This window comes from Corallococcus sp. CA049B (assembly GCF_003611685.1).
Lineage (GTDB): Bacteria > Myxococcota > Myxococcia > Myxococcales > Myxococcaceae > Corallococcus > Corallococcus coralloides.
The window spans coordinates 15,252-29,325 of record NZ_RAWC01000105.1 but is presented as its reverse complement, the minus strand read 5'-3'; the positions used below and the strand labels follow the sequence as shown (position 1 = coordinate 29,325).

The window sequence follows — 14,074 nt, the reverse complement described above, 5'->3', positions numbered from 1 at the left end:
TCCTCAGGCTGAAGAGCGTCGTCTGCTGCTTGGGGCGTCCACGCATCGCTGCCTCCGATGCGCGGAGGACACCACGCCCCGGTGCGGGCTGTCGATCCCTCGGAGGGGTTTCTCAACAGCCTGCTAGACGGGCGCCCATGCCCAAGATCCGCAAAGTGCTCGTCGCCAACCGCGGCGAGATCGCCATCCGGGTGATGCGCACCTGCAAGGACCTCGGCATCGCCACGGTGGCGGTGTACTCCGAAGCAGACCGCTCCGCGCTGCACGTGCGCACCGCCGACCAGGCCTACTTCGTCGGCCCCCCGCCCTCGCGCGAGAGCTACCTCGTCCAGGAGCGCATCCTGGAGGTCGCGAAGCAGTCCGGCGCGGACGCCATCCACCCCGGCTACGGCTTCCTGTCGGAGAACGCGTCCTTCGTGCGCGCCTGCGAGAAGGCCGGCATCACCTTCATCGGTCCGCCGGCCGCCGCCATGGACGCCATGGGCGAGAAGACCCGCGCCCGCGCCAACATGATCAAGGCGGGCGTGCCCGTCGTCCCCGGCACCACGGAGCCCATCGGCACCATCGAGGAGGCCCGCGAGTACGCCCAGGGCATCGGCTTCCCCATCATGCTCAAGGCCGCCGGCGGCGGTGGTGGCAAGGGCATGCGCCGCGTGGAGGGCCTGGGCGACTTCGACTCCGCGTGGCGCTCCGCCAAGAGCGAGGCGCTCAACGCCTTCGGCAACGACTCGGTCTACATCGAGAAGTACCTGGAGAAGCCGCACCACGTGGAGATCCAGGTCTTCGCCGACCAGTACGGCAACACCATCCACCTGAACGAGCGCGAGTGCTCCGCGCAGCGCCGTCACCAGAAGGTGGTGGAGGAGACGCCCAGCCCCATCCTCACGCCGGAGTTGCGCGCGCAGATGGGCGAGGTCGCGGTGAAGGCTGCCAAGGCCGTCAACTACGTGGGCGCCGGGACGGTGGAGTTCCTGGTGGACGTGCACCGCAACTTCTACTTCCTGGAGATGAACACCCGCCTCCAGGTGGAGCACCCCGTCACGGAGTGGGTCACCGGCCTGGACCTGGTGGCCATGCAGATTCGCGCCGCCGAAGGGGAGAAGCTCCCCCTCTTCGAGGCCCCCACCCCGCGCGGTCACGCGATTGAAGTGCGCGTGTACGCGGAGGATCCGGCGCGCAACTTCATGCCCAGCCCGGGGAAGATCCACGCGCTGCGCGTGCCGAGCGGCCCGAACGTGCGCGACGACTCGGGCGTGTTCGCGGGCTTCACGGTGCCCAACTTCTACGACCCCATGATCTCCAAGCTGTCCGTGTGGGGCGCCACGCGTGAAGAGGCCATCGCGCGGGCCAAGCGCGCGCTGTCCGAGTACGTGGTGAAGGGCATCACCACCAACATCCGCTACCTGCACGGCATCCTGTCCCACCCGGAGTTCGTGGGCGGGGACTACGACACCAGCTTCCTCACCCGCCAGCACACGGCGCTGCTGGGCGAGGAGGACTCCAAGCTCAGCGAGGTGGCGCTGCTCGCGAGCACGCTGCACGCCTTCCAGCGCGACCAGAAGCGCGCGAAGACGCTGCCGTCGCGCAGCGGTGGCGGTGACTCCGGCAACCGCATCAGCCCGTGGCGTCTGGCGCTGAAGAGCCGCCGCCGCTGACCCTCCTCCTCCCGCAAGGACCTTTCCGCCATGCGTTACTTCACGAAGCAGCAGGGCCAGAAGGAAGCGGTGCCCGTGGACCTGGAGTCGCTGGGCCAGGACCGCTACCGGCTCACGGTGAACGGCAAGACGTTCCAGGTGGACGCGCTGTCCGTGGACCAGGGCACGCTGTCGCTCCTGGTGGACGGCCAGTCGTACAACGTCGAGTTCGAGGAGAACGGCGACGAGATTGGCACGCTGGTGCGCGGGCAGGTGAACCGCACCGACGTCGCGGACGAGCGCAAGCTGCGCATGCGCGCCGCGGCCGGCAGCTTCTCCGTGGAGGGCCGTCAGGTCATCCTCGCGCCCATGCCCGGCAAGGTGGTGAAGGTGCTGGTCAAGGTCGGGGAGGAAGTGAAGGAGGGCCAGGGGCTCGTGGTCGTGGAGGCCATGAAGATGGAGAACGAACTCAAGAGCCCCAAGGCCGGCAAGGTCACGGAGGTGTTCGCCAAGGAGGGCACCGCCGTGGAGAACAACGCCAAGCTCGTCGTCGTGGAGTAGCCGCCCCATGGAGATGCTCTGCACGCTGCGCAGCACCACCGAGTCGCAGCGCCAGGCCCTGCACAAGACGCCCGAGGCGCTGGAGCCCTTCCTGGAGGACGAGGAGGACTTCGGCGACGCGAAGGGCGCCGCGTTCCTGGAGCTGGACATCGGCGAGGCGTGGCACGGCCTCCAGTACCTGCTCACCGGCACGGCGTGGGAGGGCGCTCCCCCGCTGGACTTCCTCGTGCGCGGCGGCGAGGACGTGGGCGACATCCCGTCGGATGAAGGCACCGCGCGCGTGTTCGACACGGCCTCGGTGAAGGCACTGGCGGAGGCTCTGAAGAAGGTCTCCGTGGAGGACCTGCGCAAGCGCTTCGACCCCGCGAAGCTCCAGGCCGAGGACATCTACCCCGGCACCTGGGACGAGGAGGAGGAGCTGGAGGAGGACGTGGATCCGCTGGAGGAGCTGCTCTCCTACTTCGTGGAGCTCCAGAAGTTCACCGCCGCCGTGGCCAGGCGCGGCCTGTGCCTGCTCGTGCACATCGGCTGACCTCGGGCCCGGGCGCGCCGCTCAGGCCGCCCAGCCCCGCCACACGTCGTGCCCCAGCTTCAGCACCAGCGCGGCCACCACGCCGAGCACCACGACGCGCACCACCCTGTCACCGCCCTTCACCGCCACGTGCGCGCCCAGCCACGCGCCGGTGAACTGCGCGGCGGCCATGGGCAGCGCCACCTTCCACAGCACCACGCCCCGGAGCGTGAAGAGCGCCACCGACGCCAGGTTGGAGGCGAAGTTCACCACCTTCGCGTCCGCGGACGCGCGCGCCAGGCCGTGGCCCAGGAGCGACGAGAACGCCACGATGAGGAAGGTGCCCGTGCCCGGCCCGAAGAAGCCGTCATAGGTGCCGATGACGAGCGCGATGAGCGCGCCGATGGCCTGCGCGCGCGGCCGGGGTGAGGGCTCCACGCCGTCGCGCTTCGGCGGCGCGCGGCGGAAGGCGAGGAACACCGCCACCGCGATGAGCAGCACCAGCACCAGCGGCTTGAGCACCTCCGGCTTGAGCAGCATCACCAGCGCCGCGCCGCCCAACGCGCCCATCAGGCCGAAGGGGAACGTCACCCGGGCAAGCTTCCCGTCCACCAGCCCCGCGTGCGCGAAGCGCACCAGCGCCGCGCCCGAGCCGAACACGGACTGGCCCTTGTTGGTGCCCAGCGCCACGTGCGCCGGCAGGCCCGCCGTCAGCAGAGCAGGCAGGGTGATGAGCCCGCCGCCCCCCGCGATGGCGTCCACGAAGCCCGCGCTCAGCGCGGCGACACACAACAGCACCAGCTTCACTGCGCTGACGTCCAGGTCCACGATGGCGCCCGCTTATCACCCTTACTTGCGCGAGGTCGAAGCTTGGGGGTCAATGGGGTCCATGCTCGCGACCCTGATGACCGTGCTGGCGCTGACGCTCGCCGCGCCGCCCTCGCAGCCTGACGCGACCACCGCCACGTGCCGCTCCATCGACGGGCACGTGAGCTGTGGCTACGCGTGCAAGTCGGATGGACAGCGCGTGCGGTGCGCCCAGACGCTCCAGGGCAGATGCACCGTCATCGACGGGCAGGCCACCTGCTTCGACCCGCCGGCCTACGTGGTGAAGGCGTACGGCGCCGGGCTGCCGGACTCGGAGTGCAAGACCATCGACGGGGTGGTGGGCTGCGGGTACGGGTGCGCCACGGACTTCGGCAAGGTGCAGTGCGCGAAGACGCCCGCGGGCGTGTGCCGCAGCCAGGGCGGCAACGTGACGTGCTTCGACCCGCCCGCCGCGGTGTTCGCGGTGTTCGGCCGGCAGGTGCCGCGCGCGCAGTGCGTCAGCAACGGCGTGCAGATGGCGTGCGGCTTCAACTGCGTGAACGCCTCCGAAGGCGTGCGCTGCGCGAAGACGCCCCTGGGCGTGTGCAAGGCGCAGAACGGCCACATCACCTGCTTCGACCCGTCGCCCGCGGCCGTCTGCGCCTGGGGCAAGGGCCTGCCGGCGCCCCAGTGCAAGCTGAGCGAGGTGGGCCCGGTGTGCGGCTACAACTGCACCACGGCGTACGGCAAGGTGGCGTGCGCGGGGACCCCGGCGGGCATCTGCAAGGTCTTCGACAGCGAGGTCTACTGCTTCGACCCGCCCGCCGAGCAGCAGGCGGACGCGGCGTGTCTGGCCAGCGTGGGGCTGGCGGCGATCGAGGGCGCCACGCCCTGAAACGCCCGCCCGGCCGCCTGGATGAAGTCGTCTGCTTGGACGCGGGCACGGGCGGCGATAAAATTCCATCTTCCCGGTGGTCGAGGGAGCGGGAGCAGGACGGCACATGGCGGAGGGCGAGGTCCGGCAGTACTGGGTGCGCAACGACCGGGGCACCACCTGGGGGCCCCTGACGGGCGCGACCATCGAGCTGCTCATCGACAGCGGCTCCATCCAGGGCAAGCTCCAGGTCTCCAGCGATGGCCTGCAGTTCGCCTTCCCGTGGCGTTTCCCGGAGGTGCGGGACGCGTTCCCTCGTGAGCTGTGGGGGGACGGCGCGCCCGCGTCGCTGCTGCAATCCACACCCGCCGCCATCGCTCCGCCGCCGCCCGGCCCTGGCGCCGCGCCCGTCGCGGGTCCGGCCGCCGTGCCCATGGCCGGCCCTGGAGCGGCCCCCTCCGCGGGTCCTGGCGCCATGCCCATGGCGGGCCCTGGCGCGATGCGGCCCGGGCCTGGAGCGGTGCGTCCGCCCGTCGACGCGGCGGGACGTCCTGTCGCGGCCGCGCGGCCCCCGGGTGCTCCGGTCGCGGCGGCCCGTCCGGCGGGAACGGCTCCGGCCGCGGCGGCTCCGCAGGCACCGCAGCCCCCGGCGGATGACGGGACCAACACGGTGCCGCCGCAGGGGCAGCTCCAGCAGTGCTCGCCCCTGCAGCTGTATGGGCGCATCGCCGCGGGCGAGCAGACGGGCCTGCTGACGCTGGGGCTTTCGGACCGCACCCTGTCGGTCCACTTCCGCAAGGGCAGCCCGGAGTACGTGGACTCGTCGCACGCGGAGGACGCGCTGGGCGTGTCGCTGATGGGCGCGAGGCTCCTGACGGCGGAGCAGCTCCAGCAGGCGGAGGGCTCCAGGGAGCGCTTCGGAGGCGACCTGCTCGCGGCGCTGTTCGGGCTGGGGCTGCTCCAGCCGGCGACGGCGTTCGCGCAGCTGTCGCAGCGGGCGCTGGGCATCCTGGGCAAGGCCCTGCGGGCGGAGTCCGGGACGTTCACCTTCGAGCCGAGGGAGCTGCCCGCGCAGAAGGCGATGCCGCTGGGCAACCGCTGGGCGCTGCTCAGCGACCAGGTGCGGCGCATGCCGACGGCGGACCTCAAGCGGCGGCTGGCCATCGTGCTGCCCATGCCCATCATGAAGTCCGGGGGCCGGGTGGCCTCCAGCGAGCTGCGCCTGACGCCGCACGAGGTCCGCGCGCTCTCCTTCATCGACGGGGTGCGCTCGCTGGGGCAGCTGCTCCAGGACGTGCCGCAGGACGCGGAGCACCTGCTGCGCGTGGCGTTCCTGTTGAAGGAGCTGAACGGCGTCTCCTTCGCGGCGGCCTCGCGCGCGCAGGCAGCGCCACCGCCTCCGGCCTCGGGCCCGGGCAACCCGACCCGTCCGTCCGGCACCGTGCCCTCGGTGGGTCCGGGGAATCCAGCCCGTCCGTCCGGCACCGTGCCCACCGTGGGTCCGGGGAATCCAGCCCGTCCGTCCGGCACCGTGCCCACCGTGGGGCCTGGAGCCCCCGGCCCCGGTGCCGCGCCGGGTGCGCCGGTCGCGGGCCCTGGAGCCAGACCCGGCGCGCCCGTCGCTGGTGCCGGCGCGGCTGCCCCGGGTGCGCCGGTCGCGGGCCCTGGAGCCAGACCCGGTGCGCCCGGCGCGGGTCCCGGTGCCGGCGCGGCTGCCCCGGGTGCGCCGGTCGCGGGCCCTGGGGCCAGACCCGGTGCGCCCGGCGCGGCTGCCCCGGGTGCGCCGGGCGCAGGTCCGGGTGCCGTGCCCCGCCCCGCCGGTGCCGCCCCCGTGGCGGGTCCCGGTGCCGCGCGTCCCCCGGGTGCTCCCGCTGGAGCCGCCCCCACCGCGGGCCCGGGTGCGCGTCCCCCGGGTACTCCCGCTGGAGCCGCCCCCACCGCGGGCCCGGGTGCGCGTCCCCCCGGTGCTCCCGCCGGTGCCGCTCCCGTGGCGGGTCCCGGTGCCGCCCGGCCCGCTCCACCCGTCGTCGCCGCTCCGGCGGCCCCGGCCGCTTCGGGGCCCGCCCCCGGTTCGGACGAACTGCCCGCGCTGCGCCAGCTCGCCGCGACCCTGAAGGGCCAGAACCACTTCCAGCGGCTGGGCCTCACCGAGCAGACCGAAGGCAGCGCGGTGAAGATCGCCTACTTCCGCCTGGCCAAGCTCTACCACCCGGACACCCTGCCCCAGGGCGCCCCGCCGGAGCTGGAGAAGCTCAAGGCGGAGGTGTTCGCGTACATCGGTGACGCCTACCGCGCCCTCTCCGACGACAAGAGCCGCGCGGCCTACCTCGAGGACCTCAAGAGCGGCGGCGGCGACGGCGTGGACGTCCAGTCCATCCTCCAGGCGGAGGAGCTCTTCCAGAAGTCCTGCATCCTGGTGAAGGCGCGCAAGTACCCGGAAGCCGTGAAGATGCTCAACGACGCCATCGCCCTCAACGCCGAGGAACCCGAGTTCTACGCCTGGCGGGGCTACGCGCGCTTCCTCGCCTCTCCAGACAAGAAGGCCGCCCAGCCGGAGGCCTTCCGCGAAATCCAGGCCGCCATCAAACGCAACGAGCGGTGCGCCCCCGCCCACTACTTCCTGGGCGTCATCGCCAAGCTGTGCGGCGACGCGACCGGAGCCCTCAAGCACTTCAAGCGGACGGTCGAGCTGCAACCGGACCACATCGATGCGATGCGAGAGGTCCGCATGGCGTCGCAAAAGAAGTAGGGTGCGCGCCTTTTCAAGGAGACACCCCCCATGCCCCTCACCGGGAAAGAACGCCGCCACCTGCGGGCCCTCGGCCACCACCTGGAGCCGGTGGTCATCGTCGGCTCGTCCGGCGTCACCGAGGGCGTCATCGCCGCCGTCGAGCAGGCGCTGAACGACCACGAGCTCATCAAGGTGAAGATCAACGAAGGCCCGGAAGGCCGCCACGAAGGCGCCGACAGCATCGCCGAGGCCACCGGCTCGGAGCTCGCGCAGCTCCTGGGCCGCACCGCCCTCTTCTTCAAGCGCCGCAAGCAGAAGTCCCGCTTCGAGGACATCCTCAAGGGCCCGCATGAGCCCCGTCCCGCCCCCAAGCAGGACGAAGAGAAGAAGCCGCGCCGCCGCTAGCCGCACTGTTTTCCCGGGGTCACGGGGAATTCAGGCCCACCCGCGCACTTTCTGCGGGTTCGGGAGCAGTCGAACCCTCGTACCGGGTTCGAAATGTCCCTACGCTGGGGGTCTTCCCCCCGCGGAGGTGACGTGCAGACTTCCCCGTCCTCCCCGTCAGCCTCCCCCGGCTGGCACGACGTGCTGATGCATCACCTGGAGCCGCTCCTGGGTGACTTCACCGCGAAGATGGCCATCCACACCGCCGCGTTGCGGGTCCTGAAGCGTCCACCGGAACAGGTGAGCCTGCAGGACGTGCCGCTGGTGCTGGAGGGCCTCAAGCCCATGCTCAACGTCTTCATCGGCGCGGCGCGCACGACGAACACCCTCACGGAGCTTTCGAAGGCCATGGAGAAGCTGCGATGAACGCCCCCCGTTCTTCCCCGGGTCGCGCCTTCAAGCGGATGGCGCCGTGGCTGGGCGCCGTCGCGGTGCTCCAAGGGGTGCACCTGGCCGCGGTGGCCACGTCGTTCCAGGACGCGCCCCGGCTGGCGCTGGTGGGTGACGTGGCGGGCTGGGCGGTGGGCCTGCTCGCGGTGGCGGGCACGGCGGCGGCGGCGCTGTCCTTCGGCGCGGGGGACTACCTGCGCCGCGTGTGGGGCCTGCTGACGGCGGGCGCGGTGCTGTCGCTCATCAGCACGGCCCTGCGCAGCTACTGGATGCACGCGGTGCCGGACGTGCCGTTCACGGAGTCGCCGCTGCTGCCCGTGCGCATGGGCGTGGTGGTGCTGGCGAACGTGTGCACCCCCTTCGCGCTGGTGCTGCTGGCGCGGACCTACAAGCAGTCCGGTCTGCAGCCGCCGCCCAGCTCCCGCGCGTCGCTCCTGTGGGCGGTGGCGGCGGTGGCGGCGCTGGCGGTGGGTGGGCCCGCGCTCATCGCGGCGGTGGGCCACCTGGGCCAGGGCTTCGCGGCCACGTGCACGGCGGTCATCGCGCTGGCGTCCACGCTGGCGGACATGACGACCATCCTGCTCGTCGCGCCCATCCTCCGCGTCGCGTACATGCTTCGCGGTGGGCGGCTCGCCTGGGTGTGGTGGACCATGGGCATGTCCGGCGCGGTGTGGCTCTTCTACGACGCGCGCGAGTGGCTGGCGCCGCTGTTGCCCGGCAGCCCCACGGAGGCGGTGGAGCTGCTGCGCACGCTGCGCACCTCGGGGCTCGCGATGATGGGGCTCGCCGGGTGGTTGCAGCGCTCGGCGCTCGTGTCGGCCCAGCGCCAGTCGAGCCCGGGCGTCGTCATCCCCACCGCCTGACACGGCCCGCCCGCGTCGAGCCGACGCACGAGGCCACCACCGGCCCGCTTCCGTCTTCCGGGGCGGGCCGTCGTGTTTGCAGGGGCGCGGGGCTGGAGGAGACTGGGGTTTCCCATTCTCCTCCCCGGAGGCTCCACGCCCATGCGCCCTTCCCCGAGTTCCCTGCTGTTGGCCGCCTGTCTCCTGACCGGGTGCCGGACGGCGCGAGAAGCACCGGCGGCCCAGGCGAAGGCGGACTGCGGTCCGGTGATTCCCGGCATGGAGGCGGTGCTCAAGCCCGCGGCCTTCGTCGTGCTGGGAGAGATTCACGGCACGCAGGAGGCTCCGGCCTTCGCGGCGCAACTGGCGTGTCACGCGGCGTCGGCGGGACAGCCGGTGCGGTTGGCGTTGGAGTTCCCGGTGGAGGAGCAGGCGCGCCTGGACGCGTTCGTCGCGGGCGAGTCCGAGGGCCCTCCCGACAGCGCCTTCTGGCGCCGCGAGGTGCAGGACGGTCGCAGCAGTGAAGCCATGCGGCGGCTGCTGGAGCGCGCGAGGGAGCTGAGGCGCGCGGGGCTGCCGCTGCGGGTGGTGGCGTTCGACGCGGGGGGCAAGGACCGCGATGACACGATGGCGGCGCGGCTCCGTCAGGCGCGGAGCGAGGCGCGCGGGGACACCTTCATCGTGCTCGTGGGCAACCTGCACGCGCGCCGCGACGTGGGCGCGCCCTGGGACGAGAAGCTCCAGTTCATGACGCACCGGTTGCTCGAAGCGGAGCCCGGTCTGGTGTCGCTCGACCTGGCGAACACCGGGGGTTCCGCGTGGATCTGCCGGGGCATGACGGCGGACACCTGTGGCCAGCAGCCCCTGCGAAGCCGGGGCGAAGCGCAGGCCCCGGGCATCACGCTCCAGAAGAAGGCGGAGGATCCGGACGGCTACGACGGCACCTACGCGGTAGGGGCGCTGAATGCCTCACCGCCCGCGTTCGGAGCCACGAGCACCGCGACGCCCGCGCCTCGCTGAGCCCCAAAGCCAGGTGTCGTCCCGCCCACGCCCGGGCCACCGAGGGGTGGCCGGCCTCCCACCGGGCGCGCTACATGCGCGGCTCCCTCCTTTTGGGCACGAGGAACCTGGAATGCTCGCACGCACCTGGCGCGGGGTGACGAAGGCGGAGGACGCCGACGCCTACCTCACCTATCTCCACCAGACGGGCCTCACGCACTACCGGCGCACGCCGGGCAACCTGGCCGCGTACTGCCTGCGCAAGGTGGCGGACGGCCGCGCGGAGTTCCTCCTCGTCACCCTCTGGGAGTCCATGGACGCGGTGAAGCGCTTCGCGGGGGACTCGCCGGAGCGCGCCATCTTCTTCCCGGAGGACGACCGCTACCTCATCGAGCGGGACCTGCACGTCACCCACTACGAGGTCCCCTTCGCGGAAGGCCAGGCCTTCGAACCCCAGCGGATCCGCTTCGACGACTTCCGGGTGACGGGGCCCGCGGGCGACCTGCGGCTGGTGGACACCGGCGGCGGCGGCAAGGCCTTGCCCGTCGTCTTCGTGCACGGGCTCGCGGGCAACGCGTCCCACTGGCAGGCGCAGCTGGAGCACCTGGCCCGTCAGGGCCGCCGGGGCATCGCGCTGGAGCTGCGCGGCCACGGAGGCTCCACCGTTCCGGAGCCGGAGGACTACACGCTGGAGTCGCTCGCCGGGGACATCTCCGCCGTCGTGCGAGCGCTGGGGCTGCGCCGCTTCGTGCTGGTGGGGCACAGCATCAGCGGAGGCGTGACGCTGGCGTACGCGGGGGAGAACCCGCGGCAGGTGGCGGGCCTGTTCCTGGTGGATCCGATGACGGACTCGCGCCACTACCCCGAGGAGCAGGTGGCCGCGTACATCGCCTCGCTGGATGCGCCGGACGTGGCGCAGGCGGTGCGGCAGGACTGGGCGCAGATGGCGGGGCCGCGCGCGGACGTGCGCGAGCGGCTGCTGGCGGACCTGGACGCGACGCCGCTGTCCGCCGTGACGGCCGTGCAGCGCTCCAGCCTGCGCTTCGACCTGACGGCGGCGCTCGCGCGCTACCCGGGGCCGAAGTTCTCGCTCGTCGCGCCGGACAACGACACGCCGCACAGCCTCCACCGGCTGGGGGAAGGCGTGGCGCACCAGGTGGTGGCGGGCGCCGGCCACTGGCTCCAGCTGGACCATCCGGACGAGGTGAACGCCGCGCTGGACGCGTTCCTCACGAAGTCAGCACCAGCTTGACCAGCTCCGGGGGGCTGCCCAGCCGCATGGGGGGCCCCCAGAAGCCGCAGCCCCGGCTGACGTAGATGTGTGAATCGCCGTGCCGGTAGTGGCCGGCGGAGTGCTCCCAGCTCAACCCGATGAGCGTTGTCATCGGGAAGAGCTGGCCGCCGTGGGTGTGACCGGAGATTTGAAGGTCCACGCCGCGCTCCGCGGCCACCTTGAAGTTGGCGGGCTGGTGCGCGAGCAGCACCGCGGCGCGCTCGGGGTCCCGGCCCGCGAGCGCCGGGTCCAGGTCATAGCCCTTCTGGCCCAGGCGCCGTCCGCCGTGCCAGTCATCCACGCCCACCAGGTCGAACGTGCCGCCCGCGTCGCCAATGCGCACGTGCCGGTTGCGCAGCGAAGGAATGCCCAGCGAGCCCAGGTGGGCCACCCACTCCTCCGCGCCGGACGAATAGTCATGGTTGCCGGTGACGAAGAAGCTCCCGTAGCGAGCCTGGAGGTTGCCGAGCGCCGCGACGAAGCCGCCCAGCCGGGGCACGGTGCCATCCACCAGGTCACCGGTGATGGCGACCAGGTCCGGCTTGAGCGCGTTGGCCCGCCGCACGAGTTCGTCCATGAAGCGCCGCTGGATGAAGGGGCCCACGTGCAGGTCGGTGAGCTGCACGATGCTGAAGCCGTCCAGCGAGCGGGGCAGCTTCGGGATGCGCACCACCACCTCCGTGACCTCCGGGACGGTGAACGCGCGCCAGCTCCCATACCCCGCCAGACCTCCACCCAAGGCAAGCGCCCCACCCGCGGTCGCCTGCGACAGGAAGCGCCGCCGTTCGGCATCCACGGAAGGAGCAGCGGGAGCAGGCCGAAGCCGGCGTCCCAGGGCAAACACGGCGCGTCCCAGGTCGACGCCCGCGAGCGCGAGCACCAGGCACAGCGCCATGCCCATCCACGAATAGGACACCAGCTCCACGACGTCGCCAGGCGCCTCCGGAAGCGTGCGCTGGAGGTACCGCCGCGCAATCAGCACCAGCGTCATGAAGCCCAGCACGAGCGCGGCGACAATCCGGGGCCCACGGCGGGACGTGAGGTTCCACACGAGCCGCCGGAACAGATACAGGTGCCCGAGCACGGCACCCAGCGCGATGAGGAGCGAGAACGGAGACAGCGGCATGAGCCCAAGCCTCCCGCGCCTCGTGCCCACGCGCACCAGAATCCGTGCTCGCCCGGCCGCCCGCCGTCTTGTTCAGTCCAGTTCGTCCCAGAGCACGGCGAGCTTCAATGCCACAGCCTCGAAAGGCTCCGCGTACACGAGGTCGGTTCCAGAGTGGGTCGCCAGCTGCACGTACTGCCCCGACTCCAATCGGAACACCTCCAGGGTGCGCAGGACCGGATCGATGAACCAGACATGCCGCACCCCTTCGCGCGCGAACACCGGCAGTTTCACTTTACGGTCCAGAAGCCGCGTCGAGGGCGAGAGCACCTCGCAGACCCAGTCTGGCGGAAGGGAAAGGGCCGCGACCCTCGGGGCCTGCGGGAGTCGTTCGCGCCGCCAGCCCGCCAGGTCTGGAACGAGGACATCCTCTTCGAAATGGAGCTCGGGCTCGACCACGATGTACCAGCCTCCCGGCCCACCCAGTCCAAGGACAAAGGGATTGCACAGGAGTCCCATCAGGAATGAAGCCGCCGTGAGCTGGGGAAACGCCGGCCGGGGGCTCGCATACAACTCCCCCGCCACAATCTCCCCCACGACATGCTCCGGGAGCGCCTCCAGGTCCGCGTAGGTCGCGGGTTTCTTTCCCATGGATCCCCTCCAGTCCTCGCCGCCCATCACTCTATCCATGACGGCGGGGAGGTAGCACGTCCGTCCGACATGACAGGACACACGTCTCACATCCTACCCTTCGAGTCCTCCTCGAATTCCCTGCCGCACCCGAACGCGGCGGTTAAGAGGCCCGCGCTTCCCTCCACCTTCACGAAAGGCCCCCTCATGGCCACGCCGCTCCAGGGACGTGAAATCCGCCTGAAGTCCCGCCCTCACGGTGAGCCCACTCCGGACAACTTCGAGTTCGCCACGGTCTCCGTCCCGGAACCCGCCGAAGGCCAGCTCCTCGTGCGCAACCACTTCATGTCCGTGGATCCGTACATGCGCGGCCGCATGAACGACGCGAAGTCCTACGTCCCGCCCTTCAAGCTGGGCGAGGTCATGGACGGCGGCAGCGTGGGCCAGGTGATCCGCTCTCGCTCGCCCGACTTCAAGGAAGGCGACTTCGTCGTCTCCGGCACCGGCGGCTGGCGCGAATACGCCGTCGCGCCCGCGAAGCACTACCAGAAGGCCGACCCGGCCGTGGGCCCGCTCTCCGCGTACCTCGGGGTGCTCGGCATGCCGGGGATGACGGCGTACGTGGGCCTGCTCGACATCGGCAAGCCGAAGGCCGGCGACACCGTCTTCGTGTCCGCCGCGGCCGGCGCCGTGGGCGGCGTCGTGGGCCAGCTTGCCCGCATCCAGGGCTGCCGCGTGGTGGGCAGCGTCGGCTCGGACGCGAAGGTGAAGCACCTCCGCGACGACCTGAAGTTCGACGCCGCCATCAACTACAAGACCGCGCCCATCGCCGAGTCCCTGGCGAAGGCCTGCCCGGACGGCATCGACGTCTACTTCGACAACGTGGGCGGCGACCACCTGGAGGCCGCCATCGGCCTGATGAAGAACCACGGCCGCCTCGTCCTGTGCGGCGCCATCTCCGGGTACAACGCCACCGCCCCCTCGCCCGGCCCCCGCAACCTGATGCTCGCCGTGGGCAAGCGCCTCACCCTCCAGGGCTTCATCGTCAGCGACCACGCGGCCCGCCGGGCGGACTTCCTGCGCGACGTGGGCCAGTGGCTGCGCGAGGGCAAGGTGAAGGACGTCTCCACCATCGTGGATGGCCTGGACCAGGCCCCCGGCGCCTTCATCGGCCTGCTGCGCGGGGACAACACCGGCAAGATGCTCGTGCGCCTGGCGAAGGACGCCTGACGCTCGCTGGCCAACGTCCCGAACGAACGCCACCGGACACAGC

Annotated in this window: 14 protein-coding genes; 11 read left to right on the top strand and 3 right to left on the bottom strand. The window is 71.6% G+C overall.

Features of this window, described 5'->3' with window-relative positions; translation table 11 throughout:
• The first annotated feature begins 137 nt into the window (after positions 1-137).
• From D7W82_RS22445 to D7W82_RS22435, 3 genes are read left to right on the top strand one after another with little or no spacing between them, the layout of a single operon-like run.
• Positions 138-1,655, top strand: coding sequence for an acetyl/propionyl/methylcrotonyl-CoA carboxylase subunit alpha (locus D7W82_RS22445; protein ID WP_120620297.1), 1,518 nt, complete (start codon positions 138-140; stop codon positions 1,653-1,655).
• Between the two features lie 30 nt (positions 1,656-1,685).
• Positions 1,686-2,195: a biotin/lipoyl-containing protein gene (locus D7W82_RS42380; protein WP_014393922.1), complete on the top strand. Its 510-nt coding sequence runs from the start codon at positions 1,686-1,688 to the stop codon at positions 2,193-2,195.
• A gap of 7 nt (positions 2,196-2,202) precedes the next feature.
• Positions 2,203-2,727, top strand: a complete 525-nt coding sequence (locus D7W82_RS22435; protein WP_120620296.1) for a YfbM family protein — start codon at positions 2,203-2,205, stop codon at positions 2,725-2,727.
• Between the two features lie 21 nt (positions 2,728-2,748).
• On the opposite strand, the gene D7W82_RS22430 is transcribed toward D7W82_RS22435, so the two are convergent.
• A complete protein-coding gene (locus D7W82_RS22430) occupies positions 2,749-3,534 on the bottom strand; it encodes a TSUP family transporter (RefSeq protein ID WP_120620295.1) in 786 nt (261 codons plus the stop codon).
• Between the two features lie 61 nt (positions 3,535-3,595).
• On the opposite strand from D7W82_RS22430, the gene D7W82_RS22425 reads away from it, so the two are divergent.
• The 7 genes from D7W82_RS22425 (at position 3,596) to D7W82_RS22395 (ending at position 11,045) form a co-directional block, all read left to right on the top strand.
• Complete coding sequence (locus D7W82_RS22425; RefSeq protein WP_120620300.1) at positions 3,596-4,408, top strand: hypothetical protein; 813 nt, start codon at positions 3,596-3,598, stop codon at positions 4,406-4,408.
• A 106-nt stretch (positions 4,409-4,514) separates the two neighbouring features.
• Positions 4,515-7,136 carry a DnaJ domain-containing protein gene (locus tag D7W82_RS42375; RefSeq protein WP_120620294.1) on the top strand — a complete coding sequence of 874 codons (2,622 nt, stop codon included), beginning with the start codon at positions 4,515-4,517 and terminating at the stop codon, positions 7,134-7,136.
• 30 nt (positions 7,137-7,166) lie between these two features.
• Positions 7,167-7,523, top strand: a complete 357-nt coding sequence (gene yhbY, locus D7W82_RS22415) for a ribosome assembly RNA-binding protein YhbY (protein ID WP_120592116.1) — start codon at positions 7,167-7,169, stop codon at positions 7,521-7,523.
• 132 nt (positions 7,524-7,655) lie between these two features.
• Positions 7,656-7,928, top strand: coding sequence for a hypothetical protein (locus D7W82_RS22410; protein WP_233587873.1), 273 nt, complete (start codon positions 7,656-7,658; stop codon positions 7,926-7,928).
• Positions 7,925-8,815 (top strand): hypothetical protein, encoded by an 891-nt coding sequence (locus D7W82_RS22405; RefSeq protein ID WP_120620293.1) that lies wholly within the window; start codon positions 7,925-7,927, stop codon positions 8,813-8,815. The genes D7W82_RS22410 and D7W82_RS22405 overlap by 4 nt, the downstream gene beginning before the upstream one ends.
• Positions 8,816-8,956: 141 nt before the next feature.
• A complete protein-coding gene (locus tag D7W82_RS22400; RefSeq protein ID WP_147439462.1) occupies positions 8,957-9,814 on the top strand; it encodes a ChaN family lipoprotein in 858 nt (285 codons plus the stop codon).
• Between the two features lie 112 nt (positions 9,815-9,926).
• On the top strand, positions 9,927-11,045 hold the full coding sequence (locus tag D7W82_RS22395; RefSeq protein ID WP_120620291.1) for an alpha/beta fold hydrolase: 1,119 nt from the start codon (positions 9,927-9,929) through the stop codon (positions 11,043-11,045).
• Here D7W82_RS22395 and D7W82_RS22390 read toward each other — a convergent pair.
• Positions 11,023-12,192 (bottom strand): metallophosphoesterase, encoded by a 1,170-nt coding sequence (locus D7W82_RS22390; protein ID WP_120620290.1) that lies wholly within the window; start codon positions 12,190-12,192, stop codon positions 11,023-11,025. The two genes, D7W82_RS22395 and D7W82_RS22390, sit on opposite strands and share 23 nt — an antisense overlap.
• Before the next feature lie 72 nt (positions 12,193-12,264).
• A complete protein-coding gene (locus tag D7W82_RS22385) occupies positions 12,265-12,849 on the bottom strand; it encodes a Uma2 family endonuclease (protein ID WP_233587872.1) in 585 nt (194 codons plus the stop codon).
• Between the two features lie 159 nt (positions 12,850-13,008).
• On the opposite strand from D7W82_RS22385, the gene D7W82_RS22380 reads away from it, so the two are divergent.
• Positions 13,009-14,031 carry an NADP-dependent oxidoreductase gene (locus D7W82_RS22380; RefSeq protein WP_120620289.1) on the top strand — a complete coding sequence of 341 codons (1,023 nt, stop codon included), beginning with the start codon at positions 13,009-13,011 and terminating at the stop codon, positions 14,029-14,031.
• Positions 14,032-14,074: the final 43 nt, after the last annotated feature.